Here is a 17,641-nt window from a genome sequence, read left to right as displayed (position 1 = left end):
ATGCCGTCCGCAGCCTCCGCCAGGGTCAACGACAGATCGAATTTGGCAAAATGGCTCGGCTCGGCGACGCTTTCCAGCGTCAGATCACCCAGGCTCAGGCCATTGCCGTGGCCGCTTTCCCAACTGAACATCACCTGGAACAACGGGCTGTGCGCCATGCTGCGCAGCGGTTTGGTGATTTCCACCACTTGCTCGAACGGCAGATCCTGATGCGCCTGCGCCGCCAGTGTCTGCGCCTTGACCCGCGCCAGCAACGCCTCGCTGCTCAACTCACCGGAGGTATCGATGCGCAGCGCAAGGGTGTTGACGAACATGCCGATCAAGCCTTCGATCTCGGCGCGGTTACGGTTGGCGACAGGCGAGCCGATGACCACTTCCGACTGCCCGGACAAACGACTGAGCAGGCTCGCCCATGCGCTGATCATCAGCATGTACATCGTCACGCCGTGGCGTTGGGACAGGGCTTTGAGCCCGGCACTCAAACGCTCGTCGAGCAGCACATCGACGGTGCTGCCGGCGAAACCCTGTTCTGCCGGCCGCGGTCGATCGGTCGGCAGCATCAACAGCGCCGGCGCACCGGCCAACGTCCGTTGCCAGTATTCGCTCTGGCGCTGCAACACCTCACCGCTGAGCCAGCGGCGCTGCCACACCGCGTAATCGGTGTATTGCAACGCCAAGGGTGGCAGCGGATCGGGTTGCCCATGGCTGAACGCCTGATACAACGCCATCAATTCGCGGGTCAAAACACCCATCGACCAGCCATCGGAGATGATGTGGTGCAGGGTCAGCAGCAGTACGTGATGATCATCGGCCAGCCGCACCAGCCGGCCACGAATCAGTGCGTCATCCTGCAAATCGAACGGCCCCGAGGCTTCGCCCTGGATCAGCGCCAGCAAGGCTTCGTCGGGTTGCGGGTGCTCGCGCAGATCTTCGACGCGCAATAGCAAACCGCTGTCGACCGGAGCGATCAGCACCTGCGCTTCATCGTTGAACTGAGCGAAACGGCTGCGCAGGGTTTCGTGGCGGGCGACGATGCGGCCCAGCGCTTGTTGCAGCGCCTCTTCGTTCAGCTGGCCACGCAGGCGCAGGCCGATCGGAATGTTATACGCGGTGTTGGCGCCCTCCATTTGCGCCAGAAACCACAACCGTTGCTGGGCGAACGACAGCGGCAACGCGCCGTCACGGGCCACCGGCACAATCTCCGGTTGCGTGCTGCGTCCGGCTTGCGCCACCGCCTCGGCGACCGCTGCCAGTTCAGCGTTGGCAAACAGATCGCCCAGCGCCAGTTCTACCCCGAGGCTTTGGCGAACCTGGGAAACCATGCGCATCGCCAGCAGTGAATGGCCGCCGAGTTCGAAAAAGTGATCCTGACGCCCGACTCGCTCGACTTGCAGCACGTTTGCCCAGATCTGTGCCAGCGCGGTTTCCAGCTCATTGTATGGCGCCTCGTATTCGCGGGTGAACAGCGCCGCGCGATCAGGTTTGGGCAACGCCTTGCGGTCGACCTTGCCATTGGCGGTCAGTGGCAGAGTGTCGAGTTTGACGAACGCCACCGGCACCATGTAATCCGGCAACTGGGTCAGCAGGTGTGCGCGCAACTCGGCCACGGCCAGCGGTTCGACCTGGCTTTGCTCGGTGAAATAGGCCACCAGGCGCGGCTGGCCGGGCTCGTCTTCGCGGGCCAGCAGCACCGCTTCCTGAATGCCGGGCAACTGATTGAGGCGGGTTTCGATTTCGCCAAGTTCGATGCGCACGCCACGGATTTTCACCTGATCGTCATTGCGTCCCAGGTAATCAATCGTGCCGTCGGCGCGCCAACGGGCGAGGTCCCCGGTGCGGTACATGCGCGCATTCGCCGCGCTGCTGAACGGGTCACGCAGGAAACGCTCGGCAGTCAGATCGGCACGATTCAGATAGCCCCGCGCAACACCGGCACCGCCGACGTACAACTCGCCCATGACGCCAATCGGCACCGGACGCTGTTGTTCATCGAGCAGATACACCGTGGCGTTGGCCACCGGTTTGCCGATGTGCAGCGCATCACCGGCCTCGATCCGGCCAGAGGTCGCGACCACCGTGGCCTCGGTCGGGCCGTAGTTGTTGATCACATCGAATGGCTGGTTGCGGCTGAACTGCCGCAAGCGGTCGCCACCAATCAGCAGCGTGCGCAAGGTCGGGTGTTCAAGGTTCTGGCTGAAGGCATATTCGGCCACCGGTGTCGGCAGGAAGCTCACGTCCAGCGGCTGCGCACGCCACCAATCGAGCAGCGCATCAATGTCTTCGCTGCCTTCGTGGGTGGGTGCCAGATGCAGGGTCGCGCCGGCACACAACGCCGGCCAGACTTCCCACGCCATCGCATCAAAACCGAACCCGGCAAGGCTGGACGTGTGACGACCGGCGCACAGATCGAACGCTGCGCAGTGCCAATCGACCAGATTCGCCAGCGTGCGGTGTTCGACCATCACGCCTTTGGGCAAACCGGTAGAACCCGAGGTGTAAATGACATAGGCCAGGTGCGCGGAGGTCAGGCCCGGCACTTGTGGATCAAGGGTCACGCTCAGTGGCCAGGTGCGCTGGTCGAGATCGATCACCGGCACGTTCAGCGCGGGCAAGCGCTCACGCAGGTTGTTCTGGGTCAGGACGGCGACGGGCGCACTGTCGCTGAGCAAATAGTTCAGACGATCCGCCGGGTGCGCCGGGTCGACCGGTACATAACCGGCGCCGGCCTTGAGAATCGCCACCAGTCCGACCAGCGTATCGAGGCCACGCCGAGCGACGATGGCGACACGATCGTCGGCTTTCACCCCAAGTTCGATCAAATGGTGCGCCAGCGCATTGGCATGTCGGTTGAGCTCGGCATAGCTCAGTTGCTCACCGAGAAATGCCGCTGCGATGGCTTCGGGCCGCTGGGCTACCTGCGCCTCGAAACGCTGGTGAATGGTCTGCGTTGCCGGGTAAGCGGCGTGGGTAGCGTTGAACGCCACCAGCACTTGCTCGCGTTCCGCCGCTGGCAGGATCGGCAGTTGATTGAGCGCGGTGTCGGGCGCCTGCTCCAGTGCCATCACCAGACTTTCAAGTGCGCAATGCAAATATTCGCAGATACGCTGCGGCTCAACCTCAGTGGTGGCCAGCAAGGTCAGGCTGAACGCATCACCGAAATCATCGACGCTCAGTGTCAGCGGATAGTTGGTGCGCTCTTCGGAGCTGATGGTGCTGATGCCTTCCCAGGCCGCCAACGTTTCGGCGCTGGCCGTTGCCGCCGTGTGGCTGTGACGGTAATTGAGCAAGGCGCTGAACAACGGCGTCGGCGCGACCACGCCGCTGCAACGCTGGGCCAGTGCCAGCGGTGCGTGTTCGTGGCGCATCAATGTGGTCAGGCGTTTGTGCGTCGCCTCTACCGCCGCACGCACGCCCTGCGCATCGACATCGACCCGCAGCGGCAAGGTGTTGATGAAAATCCCCAGTGCGCGCTCGGTGGCTTCGGCGCCTTGCATACGCCCCATCAACACCGTGCCGAACACCACGTTTGGCTTGCCGGTCAGCGCCGCCAACACTTGCGCCCAGCCCAAATGGAACAGGCTCGCGGCACTCACCCCGAGCTGTCGTGCCTGCGCCCGCAGACGTTGCCCAAGCAGCGGGTTGACCGGCATGCTCAGTTCGGCGATGCCGAGTCCGTCGCCCTGTACATCGTGCAAGCCGTACGGCAGCGTCGGCTCGGCAATATCACCGAGCATGTCGCGGAAGAACTCTTCGTGTTCGGCTTCGCTGATCCCCAGCCGCGCTTGCGCCACGTAGTTGCGAAACGGCACCGGCCGCCCCAGCGATGCGTGCTGGCCGCTGAGGCAGGCATACAGTTCGTGCCGCACCACATCGAGCGCCGAGTGATCCAGCGCCATGTGATGGAACAGCAGCGTCGCGACCACGCGCTGACCGGCCTCGTCCCAGGCGTATGCCAGTCGTATCAGCGGCGCGCGGCTGACGTCGAGACGGAAATGCCGCGCGTCGAAACGCGCGTGCAGTTGCTGCAGTGCATCGCTTGCGTTATCCAGCAGCACTTCTTCCAAGGGCAGTTGCACCTGGCGCCAGACCACTTGCAGCGGTACATCCAGCCCTTCCCAGTGCACTGCCGTGCGCAGAATGTCGTGGCGATCGATCACCGTTTGCAAGGCCTGGGCAAAAGCCTGCAAACGCTCACGGCTGCTGAACGCGAAGTACGACTGCATGACGTACGGGTCGCCCTGCTCATTGCTCGCGTGGTGATAGAGAATGCCTTCCTGCAGTGGGGCCAGCGGGTAGATGTCCTGCACATTGGCAGCGCCGCCCGGAACGTCGGCGACAAGACGGTCAAGGGTCGCCTGGTCGAGGTCGACGAGAGTCACCCTGTCAGGGGTGATCCGCGTGGTGCCGGGGACAATGCCATTGGCCGGCACGTCGATCTGGCCAGCCTTGGAAGCCGAGTATTGCCCGGCCTTGATCAGTTCGATCAGTGCCGGTTTGTGTTCGCGCAGCGACGCCAGCAATGCCGGATCGCTCAGTGCCTGTTTGTTGCCGTTGACGCGCAACTGGTCATCGGTAACCGCCAACTGAATATCTTTTGTTTTCAGGGTTGCCAGCAGTTCGATCACATTCACAGGACGATCTCCATTCTTTCCGTAATTGCGGCGTAGCCGGCCAGGGTCGGCTGTTCAAACAGCGCTCTGACATCGGCTTCCATGCCTTCCTGACGTAACCGGCCGATGAGGCTGACCGCCAGTAGTGAGTGACCACCCAACTCAAAGAAGTGGTCGTGGCGCCCTACCCGTTCGACATTGAGCAGCTCGGCCCAGAGGCGTGCGAGGATGATTTCGACTTCGCCGACCGGCGCTTCGTATTCACGGGTTTTCAGCGCGCTCTGATCCGGTGCCGGCAAGGCCTTGCGGTCGAGTTTGCCGTTGGGGCTCAGGGGCAACGCGTGCAGATGCACGAACACCGCAGGCACCATGTAATCGGGCAAATGCTCCAGCAGATGCTCGCGCAACACGTCGATTTCCAGACGTTCGCCGGTGTAATACGCGACCAGACGCTTGTCCCCCGGGACCTCTTCACGGGCCAGCACCGCGGCTTCCTGCACGCCGGCGATCGCGGTCATGCGGGCCTGAATTTCACCCAGCTCGATACGCAGGCCACGGATTTTCACCTGATCGTCGTTACGGCCCAGGTACTCGATGTTGCCGTCGGGCAGATAGCGGGCGACATCACCCGTGCGATACATCCGGCCGTCGGGCCGGAACGGATCGTCGAGGAAACGTTCGGCATTCAGTTGCGGACGATTGAGGTAGCCGCGTGCGACCTGCACGCCACCGATGTACAACTCGCCGATCACGCCTTGCGGCACCGGTTGTTGCTGGGCGTCGAGGATGTACATACGGGTGTTGGCAATCGGTTTACCGATGGGGGTGTTGTCCGGTGTGTGCTCGATTGGCCCGGCGCAATTCCACGCGGTCACGTCGACAGCCGCTTCGGTCGGGCCGTACAGGTTGTGCAACTCGCTGCCCGGCAATTGCAGTTTGAAACGTCGCACCAGACTGCCCGGCAACGCCTCACCGCTACACATCACCCGTCGCAGACCCCTGCTGCGTGCGGTGTCACTGTTGGCAAGGAACACGTCGAGCATCGACGGCACAAAGTGCAGCGTGGTGATGTTCTCGGCCTCAATCACTTTTGCGAGGTATTGCGGGTCCTTGTGCCCGCCAGGCTGAGCCATGACCAGGCGCGCACCGGTCATCAACGGCCAGAAGAACTCCCACACCGACACGTCGAAGCTGAACGGGGTTTTCTGCAACACCGTGTCCGCCGCCGTCAGTGGGTAAGCGTCCTGCATCCACAACAAGCGGTTGACCACCGCGGCGTGCTCGTTGACCACGCCTTTGGGCTGGCCGGTCGAGCCGGAGGTGTAGATCACATACGCAGTGTGCTGTGGAGTCGATCCAGCGCCGGGCAGATTGTCCGTCGGTTGCGCTTGCCAGTGCGGTTGATCGAGATCGATCACCGGCACATCAACCTCGCCCAGCAACGCACGCGTCGAACCCTGCACCAGCACCGCCACTGGCGCGCTGTCCTGCAGCATGCAGGCCAGACGTTCCAGCGGATACGCCGGATCCAGCGGCACATAGCCGCCGCCTGCCTTGAGAATGGCCAGCAGGCCGACCACCATATCGAGGCTGCGTTCGACGCAAATCGCCACCCGCGAATCCGCCTGCACGCCCAGGCCTCGCAGGTGTCGCGCCAGTTGATTGGCCCGGGCATTGAGCTCGGTATAGCTCAGCTGTTGCGCTGCCGTCGCTACGGCCGGCGCCTGTGGCGTACGTTGTACTTGCGCCTCGAACAGACCATGGAGCGTTTGCTCAAGATCGTAATCGACTTCGGTAGCGTTGAATTCGCACAGCAATTTCTGCCGCTCTGCCTCTGGCAACACCGGCAGACGGTTCAACGGCGCCTGCGGTGTTTGCTCCAACGCTTCGGCCAGGCTCGACAAGGCCCGCTGCATGTAGCCGCATACCCGCGTTGCGCCAATGTTCGAAGGGGTCATGACCGTCAGGTAAAAGCCCTGACCGAGGTCATCGACGTTGAGACTCAGTGGATAGTTGGTGCGCTCTTCGCTGGAGAGGCTGTCGATGCCTTGCCAGCTCAGGCGAGCGGCTTGCTGCTGTTGCTCGCTGACGCTGTGGCGATAGTTGAGCATGGCGCTGAACAATGGCGATGACCCGGTCACACCACTGCAACGCTGGGCCAGCGCCAGTGGTGCATGTTCGTGGCCGAGCAATGCAGTCAATTGCGCATGCGTCGCCCTGACACCGGCACGCACGGGTGTTTCACCCAGATCCACGCGTATCGGCAAGGTATTGATGAACATCCCCAAGCCGCGATCAGCGCCGGTACCACCCTGCATCCGCCCCAGCAGCACGGTGCCGAACACCACGCGTTCCTGACCAGAGGTCGCCGCCAGCACCTGTGCCCACGCCAGATGGAACAGGCTGGCAACGCTCACACCCAACTGCCGCGCCTGACTGCGCAGGCGCATGGCCAACGCCTCGGGCACGCTTTGGCGAACTTCTTCAATGTCATTGCCGTCGCCCCGCACATCGAGCATGCCGAATGGCAGCGTCGGCTCGTCGATGGCGCCCAGCATCTCGCGGAAAAATGCTTCGTGCTCTTGCTGGCTGATGCCCATTCGCGCCTGGGCCACATAGTTGCGGTAAGGCACCGCAGGCATTGGCGCTTCGCCGTGCCCCAAGAGAATCGCGAGCATTTCCTGTTGCACGACTTCCAGCGCGGTGTGGTCCATGACGATGTGATGGAACAGCAGCATCGCCACCACCCGATCGTTGACCGGATCCTGCGCGTACACCAGACGCGTCAATGGCGCCTGGCTGATGTCCAGACGCAAGTGCCGCGCATCGAAACGCTCATACAACTGCAACAACACATCGCCCGCCGTCGGGTCGAGCGCGATTTCCTGCACCGGCAGTTCAGTTGCGCGCCAGACTACTTGCACAGGCGCGGTCAACCCTTCCCAGACCACCCCGGTGCGCAGGATGTCGTGGCGCGCCATGACCTGACGCAATGCGTCGGCATAGGCTTGCAGCCGTTCAAGGCTGTCGAACGCCAAGCGTGATTGCAGCAGGTACGGATCGCCGCGCTCGGCGGTGATGTAGTGATAAAGAATGCCTTCCTGCAATGGCGCCAGCGGATAAATGTCCTGCACATTCGCCGCGCCGCCCGGCACCGTGGCGACGATGCGCTCGATGCTGGCCTGGTCCAGTTGCACCAGCGGCAACATGTCCGGGGTGATGTGGGTGCAATCGGCCGGAATCAGATTGGCCGGCACTTCGACCTCGCGGCCACTGCCCACCGCAGCGGCCAATGCTGCCAGGGTTGGCTGGCTGAACAGCACGCGCACGTCGGTGCGCAGATCGGCCTGACGCATGCGTTCGATCAGCGTCACCGCCATCAACGAATGCCCGCCCAGTTCGAAGAAATTATCGTAACGGCCGACCTGTTCGACTTGCAGCACCTCAGACCAGATCTGCGCCAACGTCGTTTCGACTGCGCCCTGCGGCGCTTCATATTCGTGGCTGAGCCAGGCGTTTTGATCCGGCTCGGGCAAGGCTTTGCGATCGAGTTTGCCGTTGGCGGTCAGCGGCAGGCTGTCCAGTCGCACATAGGCAGCCGGCACCAACGCTGGCGGCAACTGCGCTTGCAAATGACTGCGCAGATCTTCGATCTCGACGCTCAGTTGTCCGGTGAACCACGCCAGAAGTTGCCCGTCACGCACCAACACCACGCAATCGTGCACGGCATCGTGACGGCTCAGCGCCGCTTCGATTTCACCCAACTCGATACGCACACCGCGCAATTTCACCTGATCGTCGTTGCGCCCCAGGTATTCGATAGTGCCGTCGGCCAGCCAGCGTGCAAGGTCGCCGGTGCGGTACATGCGCGCCTGCGGTTCGTCGCTGAACGGGTCTTCGAGGAAGCGTTCGGCGCTCAGCTCGGGCCGGTTCAGATAACCGCGCGCCACGCCGGCGCCGCCCACGAACAACTCACCCGCAACGCCGACCGGCACCGGCCGCTGTTGCTCGTCGAGCAGATACACCTTGGCGTTGGCCATCGGTCGACCGATATGCAACGTCTGCCCGGCCTCGACCGCGCCAGACGTGGCGACCACCGTCGCCTCGGTCGGGCCATAGTTGTTGATCACCGCGAAGGTCTGATTGCGAGGCAATTGCCGCAACTTGTCACCACCGATCAACAGCGTGCGCAAGGTCGGGTGACCGAGGTCGCGACTGAAGGCATATTCGGCCACCGGCGTCGGCAGGAAACTCACCTGCAACGGCTGCGCGCGCCACCAGTCGAGCAAGTCATCGAGGTGTTCGTTGCTGATCGACTGCGGCGGCAGGTGCAGGGTCGCACCCACACACAGCGCCGGCCAGATTTCCCAGGCCATCGCGTCGAAACCGAATCCGGCGACACTCGCGGTGTGGCTGCCGGCCTGTAGATCGAACGCCTCGCAGTGCCAGTGCACAAGGTTTTCCAAGGTCGCGTGCTCGACCATGACGCCTTTCGGCTCACCGGTTGAGCCGGAGGTGTAGATCACATAGGCCAGATGCGCCGGCGTCAGCGTCGGCAGCTGCGGATTCGCCTCGGACAGGTGTTGCCAGGTGGCGTTGTCCAGATCGATCACCGGCATCCGCCCCAGCAGATCGCGGGTCGAAGCCTGGGCGAGCACCGCCACGGGATCGCTGTCCTGCAACAGATAGGCAATGCGCTGCGCGGGATACGCCGGATCGACCGGCACATAACCTGCCCCGGCCTTGAGGATCGCCAGCAACGCTACGAGCATGTCCGGGCTGCGGCGCAGGCACACGGCGATGCGGTCATCGGGCTGCACGCCGAGACCGAGCAAGTGATGGGCCAGGCGATTGGCGCGCTGATTGAGCTGAGCGTAGGTCAACTGCTGCGCGCCCTGAACCACTGCCATTGCATCTGGCTGCTGCTCGGCCTGCGCCTCCACCAATAGATGGATCGTCGCGCCACGCGGATACGCCGCTGAATGCTGATTGAAGCCGACCAGCAAATGCTCGTATTGCGTGACCGAAAGAATCGGTAAACGGTTCAGCGGACGTTGCGGCGCCTGCTCGAGCGCTGTCACCAGATGTTCGAGCGCGGTGTGCATGTAGCTGCAAATCCGTTGCGCGCCGATCTCTGCGACCGCCAGCACGTCGAGGGCAAAACCTTCGCCCAGATCATCCACGGATAGCGTCAATGGATAATTGCTGCGTTCCTCGCCACCGAGCATGCGCACGCCGTGCCAGATACCCTGGCCGTCGCGCGGCTGCTGCTCGACGGCGCTGTGCCGGTAATTCAGCAACGCACTGAACAACGGTGCGGAACCGGCCATGGCGCTGCAACGCTGGGCCAGAGCCAGCGACGCGTGCTCATGGCCGAGCAGCGCCGTCAGCCTTGCATGGGTGGTTTGCACCCCGGCGCGTACGCTTTCACCCAGATCAACGCGCAACGGCAAGGTGTTGATGAACACCCCCAGCGTACGGTCGGCGCCCTCGCCGCCCTGCATCCGTCCCATCAGCACGGTGCCGAAGACCACGTCGCGACGTCCGGACAACACACCCAGCACCTGCGCCCAGGCCAGGTGCATCAGGCTCGCCGGGCTGACGCCCTGTTGTCGCACCTGTTCGCGCAGGCGCAGATTCAGACCGGCATCCACTGGCTGCAGCGCTTCTTCGATGCCGCGACCGTCGCCCTGAACATCCTGCAAACCGAAGGGCAAGGTCGGCTCGTCGATATCGCCGAGCATCTCGCGAAAGAACGCCTCATGCGCTTGCTCATCCGCGCCCAAACGCGCCTGCGCCACATAGTTGCGGTATGGCATCGGCGGCGTCAGCGTGTCGAATTGATCGAACATCAGCGCGTGCATTTCGCGGCCGATCACGTCCATGGCGGTATGGTCGAGAATCGAGTGATGGAACAGCACGATCGCCACCACTTGCTGCTGCAACGGGTCCTCGGCGTAGACCATGCGGATCAACGGTGCCTGATTCAGGTCGAGGCGGTAATGCCGCGCATCGAAGCGTTCATGCAACTGCGCGAGTATGTCGCCGTCCTGTGCCGCCAGAGGCACGTGTTGCACGACCAGTTGCGCCTGGCGCCAGACCACTTGCTGCGGGCTGGGCAGGCCTTCCCAGACCACGCTGGTGCGCAGAATGTCGTGGCGTGCGATGACTTGCTGCAAGTGCTCGGCGAAGGTCTGCAAACGTTCGAGGTTGTCGAAGGCCAGACGCGATTGCAGTAGATAAGGGTCGCCCTGTTCGGCGCTCAGGTGGTGATAAAGAATGCCTTCCTGCAACGGTGCCAGCGGGTAAATATCCTGCACATTCGCCGCGCCGCCCGGCACCGTGGCGACGATACGCTCGATGCTGGCCTGATCCAGTGTGGTCAGGGTCAGCATGTCCGGGGTGATGTGCGTGCAACCGGGCGCAATCAGGTTGGCCGGCACTTCAATTTCACGCCCGCTGCCCAAGGCACGCGCCAGCGCCGCCAGGCTCGGCTGGTTGAACAGTACGCGCACATCGGCGCTCAAACCGATCTGGCGCATGCGCTCAATCAGGCTCACCGCCAATAGCGAGTGCCCACCCAGTTCGAAGAAATTGTCGTGGCGGCCGATGTGTTCGATCTTCAGCACGTCGGCCCAAATCTGCGCCAAGGCGATTTCGACCGCACCCTGCGGTGCCTCGTATTCGCGGCTGAGCCAGGCCTGCTGGTCAGGCTCGGGCAAGGCCTTGCGATCAAGTTTGCCGTGGGCAGTCAGCGGCAAACTGTGCAGTCTTACATACGCCGCCGGGACCAAGGTGTCCGGCAGGCGGCTTTGCAAGTGATGGTGCAAGTCGCCGGTCTCAACGCTTGCGACTTCGGTGAACCAGGCAACCAGACGCCCGTCACGCACCAGCACCACGCAATCCTGTACGCCGGGGTGAGTGCTCAGCGCCGCTTCGATTTCACCGAGTTCAATACGCACACCGCGCAATTTGACCTGGTCATCGTTGCGCCCCAGGTATTCGATATTGCCGTCGGCGAGCCATCGCGCAAGGTCGCCAGTTCGGTACATCCGCGCGTGCGGATCATCACTGAACGGGTCGTCGAGAAAGTGTGCGGCGGTCAGTTCCGGGCGATTCAGATAGCCACGCGCCACTCCGGCGCCACCGACATACAACTCACCTTGTACACCTGCCGGCACCGGTTGTTGCTGGCGATCGAGCAGGTAGATTCTGGCGTTGGCGATGGGCCGACCGATGTGCAGAATCCGTCCGGGTTCGATCAGGCCGGAGGTCGCCACTACTGTAGCCTCGGTTGGCCCATAGTTATTGATCACGGCAAACGTCTGCTCACGCGGGAATTGCCGCAACTTGTCGCCACCGATCAGCAGCGTGCGCAGGGTCGGATGCCCCAACCCACGGCTGAAGGCATATTCGGCCACCGGGGTCGGCAAGAAGCTCACTTGCAACGGCTGCGCGCGCCACCATTCCAGCAGCTCATCGAGGTGTTCATTACGGATCGACGGCGGCGGCAGGTACACGGTGGCGCCGACGCTCAGCGCCGGCCAGACTTCCCACGCCATGGCATCAAAACCGCAACCGGCAACGCTGGCGGTGTGACTGCCTGCGTGCAGATCAAAGGCTTCGGCGTGCCAGTGCACAAGGTTTTCCAGAGTTCGGTGCTCGACCATCACGCCTTTCGGCTGGCCGGTAGAACCCGAGGTGTAGATCACGTAGGCCAGATTCGCCGGGGTCAGCCTCGCCAGTTGTGGATTGGTGTCCGGCAGGTGCTGCCAATCACTGGCGTCCAGATTGATCACCGGCACGGCGCCGAGCAGATCCTGCGTCGACGCTTGTGCGAGCACCGCTATCGGGTCGCTGTCCTGAATCAAGTAGGTGATACGCTCCGCCGGATAATCCGGGTCAATCGGCACGTAACCTGCGCCAGACTTGAGCACGGCCAACAATGCCACGAGCATCTCCGGCCCGCGACGCAGGCATACGGCGACGCGATCATCAGCCTGCACACCAAGGCCGATCAAGTGATGGGCCAGGCGATTGGCGCGTTGATTCAGTTCGCCGTAGCTCAGCTCCAGATCGCCCTGCACCAGCGCCAACGCTTCGGGACGCATCACCACTTGCGCTTCGAACAAGCGCTGCACGGTCTGCGCCACCGGGTATTCACGACCGCTGATATTGAAACCGACCAGCACCCGCTGGCGCTCGCCCGGTGACACGATCGACAAGTGCTGCAATGGCACCGTCGGCGTGTGCTCCAGCGCCGTGACCAGATTGTGCAACGCGGTTTGCAGGTAGTCGCAGACCCGCGCGCCATCGACTTGCGGCACGGCTTGCACGCTCAGGCGGAATTCTTGGCCGAGGTCGTCGACGCTGACCACCAACGGATAATTGCTGCGCTCGCGGGAGCTGAGAAGCTGCACGCCATCCCATGCCACGCTGGCCGAATCCGCGGTACTGTGGCGGTAGTTGAGCAACGTACTGAACAGCGGTAGCGAAGCGGCCACACCGCTGCATCGCTGGGCCAACGCCAACGAAGCCTGCTCATGCCCGAGCAGTTGCGCCAGACGCTCGTGAGTGGCACGCACGCCCTCTTGCACCGTGCCCGTAGCAACGCCAACGCGTAACGGCAACGTGTTGATGAACATGCCCAGCGCACGGTCAGCACCCGCGCCGCCCTGCATCCGCCCCAGCAGCACTGTGCCGAACACTACATCATCGCGACCCGACAACTGGCCCAACACCTGGCCCCACGCCTGATGCACCAGGCTCGCCACACTGATGCCGAGCCGGCGCGCCTGTTCGCGCAGACGCTCGGCAACGCCGGCATCGAGCATCAGTTCGGTGTCGACAATCGTGCTGCCATCGCCGTGCACGTCCTGCAAGCCGAAGGCCACGGTCGGTTCGTCGATGTCACCAAGCATGTCGCGGAAGAATGCTTCGTGAGCCTCGGCATCCGCACCAAGCCGCGCCTGCGCTACATATTGTCGGTATTGCACCGGGGCCGACAGATCGCTCGATTGCCCGCGCATGGCCTCATCGATTTCGGCCACCAGCATTTCCAGTGCCGTGTGGTCCAGCACGATGTGATGAAACAGCAGGATTGCGACCCAGCGCTGGTGAGGCACATCTTCGGTGTAGGCGAAACGCATCAACGGTGCGCGATTGAGATCCAGTCGATAGTGAAGCGGATCGAAACGTGCCTGCATCTGCTTCAGCACATCGCCTTCCAGCAGTTCGGCATCGACTCGCTCCAGCGCCAGCGGTGCCTGGCGCCAGACTACTTGTACCGGCTCTTCAAGACCTTCCCAGACCACGCTGGAGCGCAAAATGTCGTGACGGGCGATCACCGCGTTCATGGCGCGGACGAAGGCTTTGATCTGCGGCAGACCGTCGAAGGCGAATTGCGCCTGCAGCACATACGGGTCACCGGCATGGGTGGCCAGATGGTGATAAAGAATCCCCGCCTGCAACGGCGCCAGGCCATAAATATCCTGCACGTTGGCGATACCGCCGGGCACCGTTGCGATGACCCGGTCGATGCCCGCCTGATCCAGCGCGGCCAACGGCAGCATGTCCGGGGTGATGCGCGCGCAGCCGGGCTCGATCAGATTGTCCGGCACCACGATGGCTTGCGCTGCGCCCAGCGTTGCCGCCAGTGCTGCCACACTTGGCTGGCCGAACAGCACGCGCACGTCGCAATGCAATTCGTGTTGGCGCATGCGCTCGATCAGTTTTACCGCCAGCAGTGAATGGCCGCCCAGTTCGAAAAAGTTGTCATGGCGGCCGATCTGCTCGACTCCGAGCAAGGTCTGCCAGATATCGGCGATAAGCGTTTCCACGGCACCGATAGGTGCTTCGAAACCGCGGCGAGCAAATGCGTCGCTGTCGGGCTGCGGCAGCGCCTTGCGGTCGAGCTTGCCGTTGGTGGTCAACGGATACGCGTCGAGGCGCACGAAAGCGCTCGGCACCATGTACTCGGCCAGCGAGACCAGCAGTTGTTCACGCAGTTGCGCAGCACTCGGCTCAGCACCTTCGACCGCCAGCCAGTACGCCACCAGACGCTGGTCGCCGGGGCTGTCCTCACAAGCGATGACCACGGCTTCGCGCACGCCGTCGCACGCGGCCAGACGCGCTTCGATTTCGCCAAGTTCGATCCGGAAACCGCGAATTTTCACTTGATCGTCATTGCGCCCGAGGTATTCGAGGCTGCCGTCGGCCGTCCACCGTGCGAGGTCGCCAGTCTTGTACAAACGCGCTTCGGCACGGCCACTGAACGGGTCGGCGATAAAGCGTTCGGCGGTCAGTGCCTCGCGATTGAGGTAACCCCGGGCCACACCGGCACCGCCCACGTACAACTCGCCGACAACACCCGCCGGCACCGGCTCGCGCTGCGTGTCCAGCACGTACAGCTGCAAGTCGGGTATACCGACGCCAATCGGGCTGCGGCCGACCCGTTGCGCATCCGCCGCTGCCAGTGGGCGATAGGTTACGTGCACGGTGGTTTCGGTGATGCCATACATGTTCACCAAGCGCGTGCCGGCATTGCCGACCCGCGCATACCACGGTTTGAGCAGGCCTGGCTCCAGGGCTTCGCCGCCGAAAATCACTTCGCGCAGCGAGTGCTGCAACGGGCTTCGGCCCTGCGCGGCGATCAACTGGCGGAATGCACTCGGGGTCTGGTTGAGCACGGTCACGCCGCTGCGGCACAGCAACGCGTAGCAGTCGTCCGGGGAGCGACTGACTGCCTGCGGCACCAACAACAATTGCCCGCCAAATGCCAGCGCGCCCCAGATTTCCCACACCGAGAAATCGAACGCGAAGGAATGGAACAGCGCCCAGACGTCCTGCGGGTTGAAGTTGAACCAGTCATGGGTCGCCGAGAACAGCCGCACCACGTTGCGGTGCTCGACCATCACGCCTTTCGGCAGACCGGTGGAGCCGGAGGTGTAAATCACATAGGCGAGATGGCTCGGGGTCAGCTCGGGAATCTGTGGATTACTGGTGAGTTCAGCCTGCAGTTGCTCGCCGTCGAGGTCGATGATCGGCACGTCAGGTGCGCCGACTCGATCAACGGTTTGCGCCTGTATCAACAGCGCCACCGGGGCACTGTCTTCGAGGGTGTAAGCGATGCGCTCCAGCGGATACGCCGGATCGATCGGCACATAGCCAGCGCCAGCCTTGAGCACCCCGAGCAGGCCGATGATCATCTGTGGCCCGCGTTCGACGCAGATTGCCACCCGGTCATCGGGGCGAATGCCGCGCGCCAACAGCTGATGCGCGACCTGATTGGCGCGGCGATTGAGCTCGCCATAGCTGACGGTGCGGCCCTCGAACAACAGTGCCACAGCGTCGGGACGCGCCTGCGCATGGGCTTCGAACTGCTGGTGAATCAGCGGCGTGTCGGGGAAGCGTGGCAACGGCGAATTGACACCGTGCAGCAGGTACTCGCGCTCGTCGGCAGGCAGGATGTTCAAGCTGTGCAACGGCGCGTTCGGCGTCGATTGCAGGGCTTGCGTCAGGCTATGCAGAGCGGTGTGCAGGTAGTGAACGATGCGCTCGGCGCCCAGCGCCGCGTCCGCCAGCACGGTGAGGCGCAAATCCTTGCCGATATCATCGATGTTCACGGTCAATGGGTAACTGGTCCCCCCGCTGGCGCCCATCACCTGGATGCCTGGTGCAAAGTCACTGATCTCGGCGACGTCCTCCGCAGTGCTGTGCCGGTAATTGAGGATCGCACTGAACAGCGGCGTCGGTACTGCCACCGCGCTACAGCGCTGTGCGACCGCCAGTGAGGTTTGCTCATGCGCCAGCATTGCTGTCAGTTGCCGATGGGTCGCCAGCACTGCGGCTTGCGCTCCCTCGCCTCCAACATCGACTCGCAGTGGTAACGTATTGATGAACATTCCCAGCGCCTGCTCGCCGCCTTCGCCGGCTTCCATGCGCCCCAACAGCACAGTGCCAAACACGACTGCGGTACGTCCCGACAGCTGGCCGAGTACCCGCGCCAGCGCTACGTGCATCAGGCTCGCGGCACTCACTCCGAGCCGCCGCGCCTGCGTACGAAGCTGATCGGCCAAGTCGCTGTCGATCGTCAGAGACGCTTCCTCGGCGTCTCCGTCGTCCTGCATGACCTGTACGCCGCAAGGTAAAGTCGGTTCGTCGATGTCAGCCAGCATCTCGCGGAAGAATGCCTCATGGGACGTCGCGTCCAGACTCATGCGAGCCTTGACCAGGTGGTCTCGGTACGGCACCGCCGGCCCGACCTGTGCCTCTTGACCGAGCAGAAAGGCGCGCGTTTCCCGGCGCACCACGTCAAGGGCGACGTGGTCCATGATCAGGTGGTGGAACAGCAGCAGCGCGACCACACGGTCGTTATCGGGATCTGCTGCAAACACCAGACGCAGCAACGGTGCCTGCTGCACATCGAGACGGAAAAAACGTGGGTCATGACGTTCCAGCAACTGGTTCATCAGGTCACCGTCGGCGCTCAGCTCGATTTCCTCGCACTGCAGCGACGCATGGCGCTGCACCACTTGCAACGGCTCGTCCAGCCGCTCCCAGATAAACGAGGTGCGCAAAATGTCGTGCCGTTCGATCATCCATTGCAACGCCTCGGCAAACGCCTCCAGTCGTTCGCGGCTATCGAACGCGAACCTGGCCTGCGGCACATGAGGGTCACCGGCGGTGGTGGACAGATGCAGGTACAACATGCCTTCCTGCAAGGGCGCCAATGGATAAATATCCTGCAAATTGGCCGCCCCGCCCGGCACGCTCGCGACGATGCGGTCGATTGTGGATTGATCCAGCTGCACCAGCGGCAACATGTCCGGGGTGATGCGAAAGGCCGGGCTCAACCAGTCGCCGCCATGGCTGGCGACCAGCGCCAGCAACTGCGACTTGTGTTCGGCGAGGCTGTCCCACAACGCGTCATCCAGCGCGTCGTCGCTGCCCAGAATGACCAGGTCTTCATCTTCCTGTTGAAGGCGGATCGCATGGGTCGAAATAACAGCCATCAGTTCGCTGAAATGCAT

At 63.0% G+C, this 17,641-nt stretch carries 2 protein-coding genes (1 of these 2 only partly in view); both read right to left on the bottom strand.

Annotated elements, in window-relative coordinates; translation table 11 throughout:
- On the bottom strand, window positions 1-4,631 hold the 5' end (the start) of the coding sequence (locus ATI02_RS30545) for a non-ribosomal peptide synthase/polyketide synthase (protein ID WP_100848242.1). The gene continues 13,228 nt to the left of window position 1, outside the view; only the first 4,631 of its 17,859 coding nucleotides appear in the window; the start codon lies at window positions 4,629-4,631; its stop codon lies off the left edge, out of view.
- On the bottom strand, window positions 4,628-17,641 hold the full coding sequence (locus ATI02_RS30540) for a non-ribosomal peptide synthetase (protein ID WP_100848241.1): 13,014 nt from the start codon (window positions 17,639-17,641) through the stop codon (window positions 4,628-4,630). The genes ATI02_RS30545 and ATI02_RS30540 overlap by 4 nt, the downstream gene beginning before the upstream one ends.

Source organism: Pseudomonas baetica (genome assembly GCF_002813455.1).
GTDB classification, from domain to species: Bacteria; Pseudomonadota; Gammaproteobacteria; order Pseudomonadales; family Pseudomonadaceae; genus Aquipseudomonas; species Aquipseudomonas baetica.
Note: the sequence above shows the minus strand (reverse complement) of the source record. Positions and strands in the feature narration are given on the sequence as shown.

Coding starts and splice junctions, on each gene's coding strand:
- ATI02_RS30540 (WP_100848241.1), bottom strand. CDS start 17,641: ATGCATTTCAGCGAACTGATGGCTGTTATTTCGACCCATGCGATCCGC.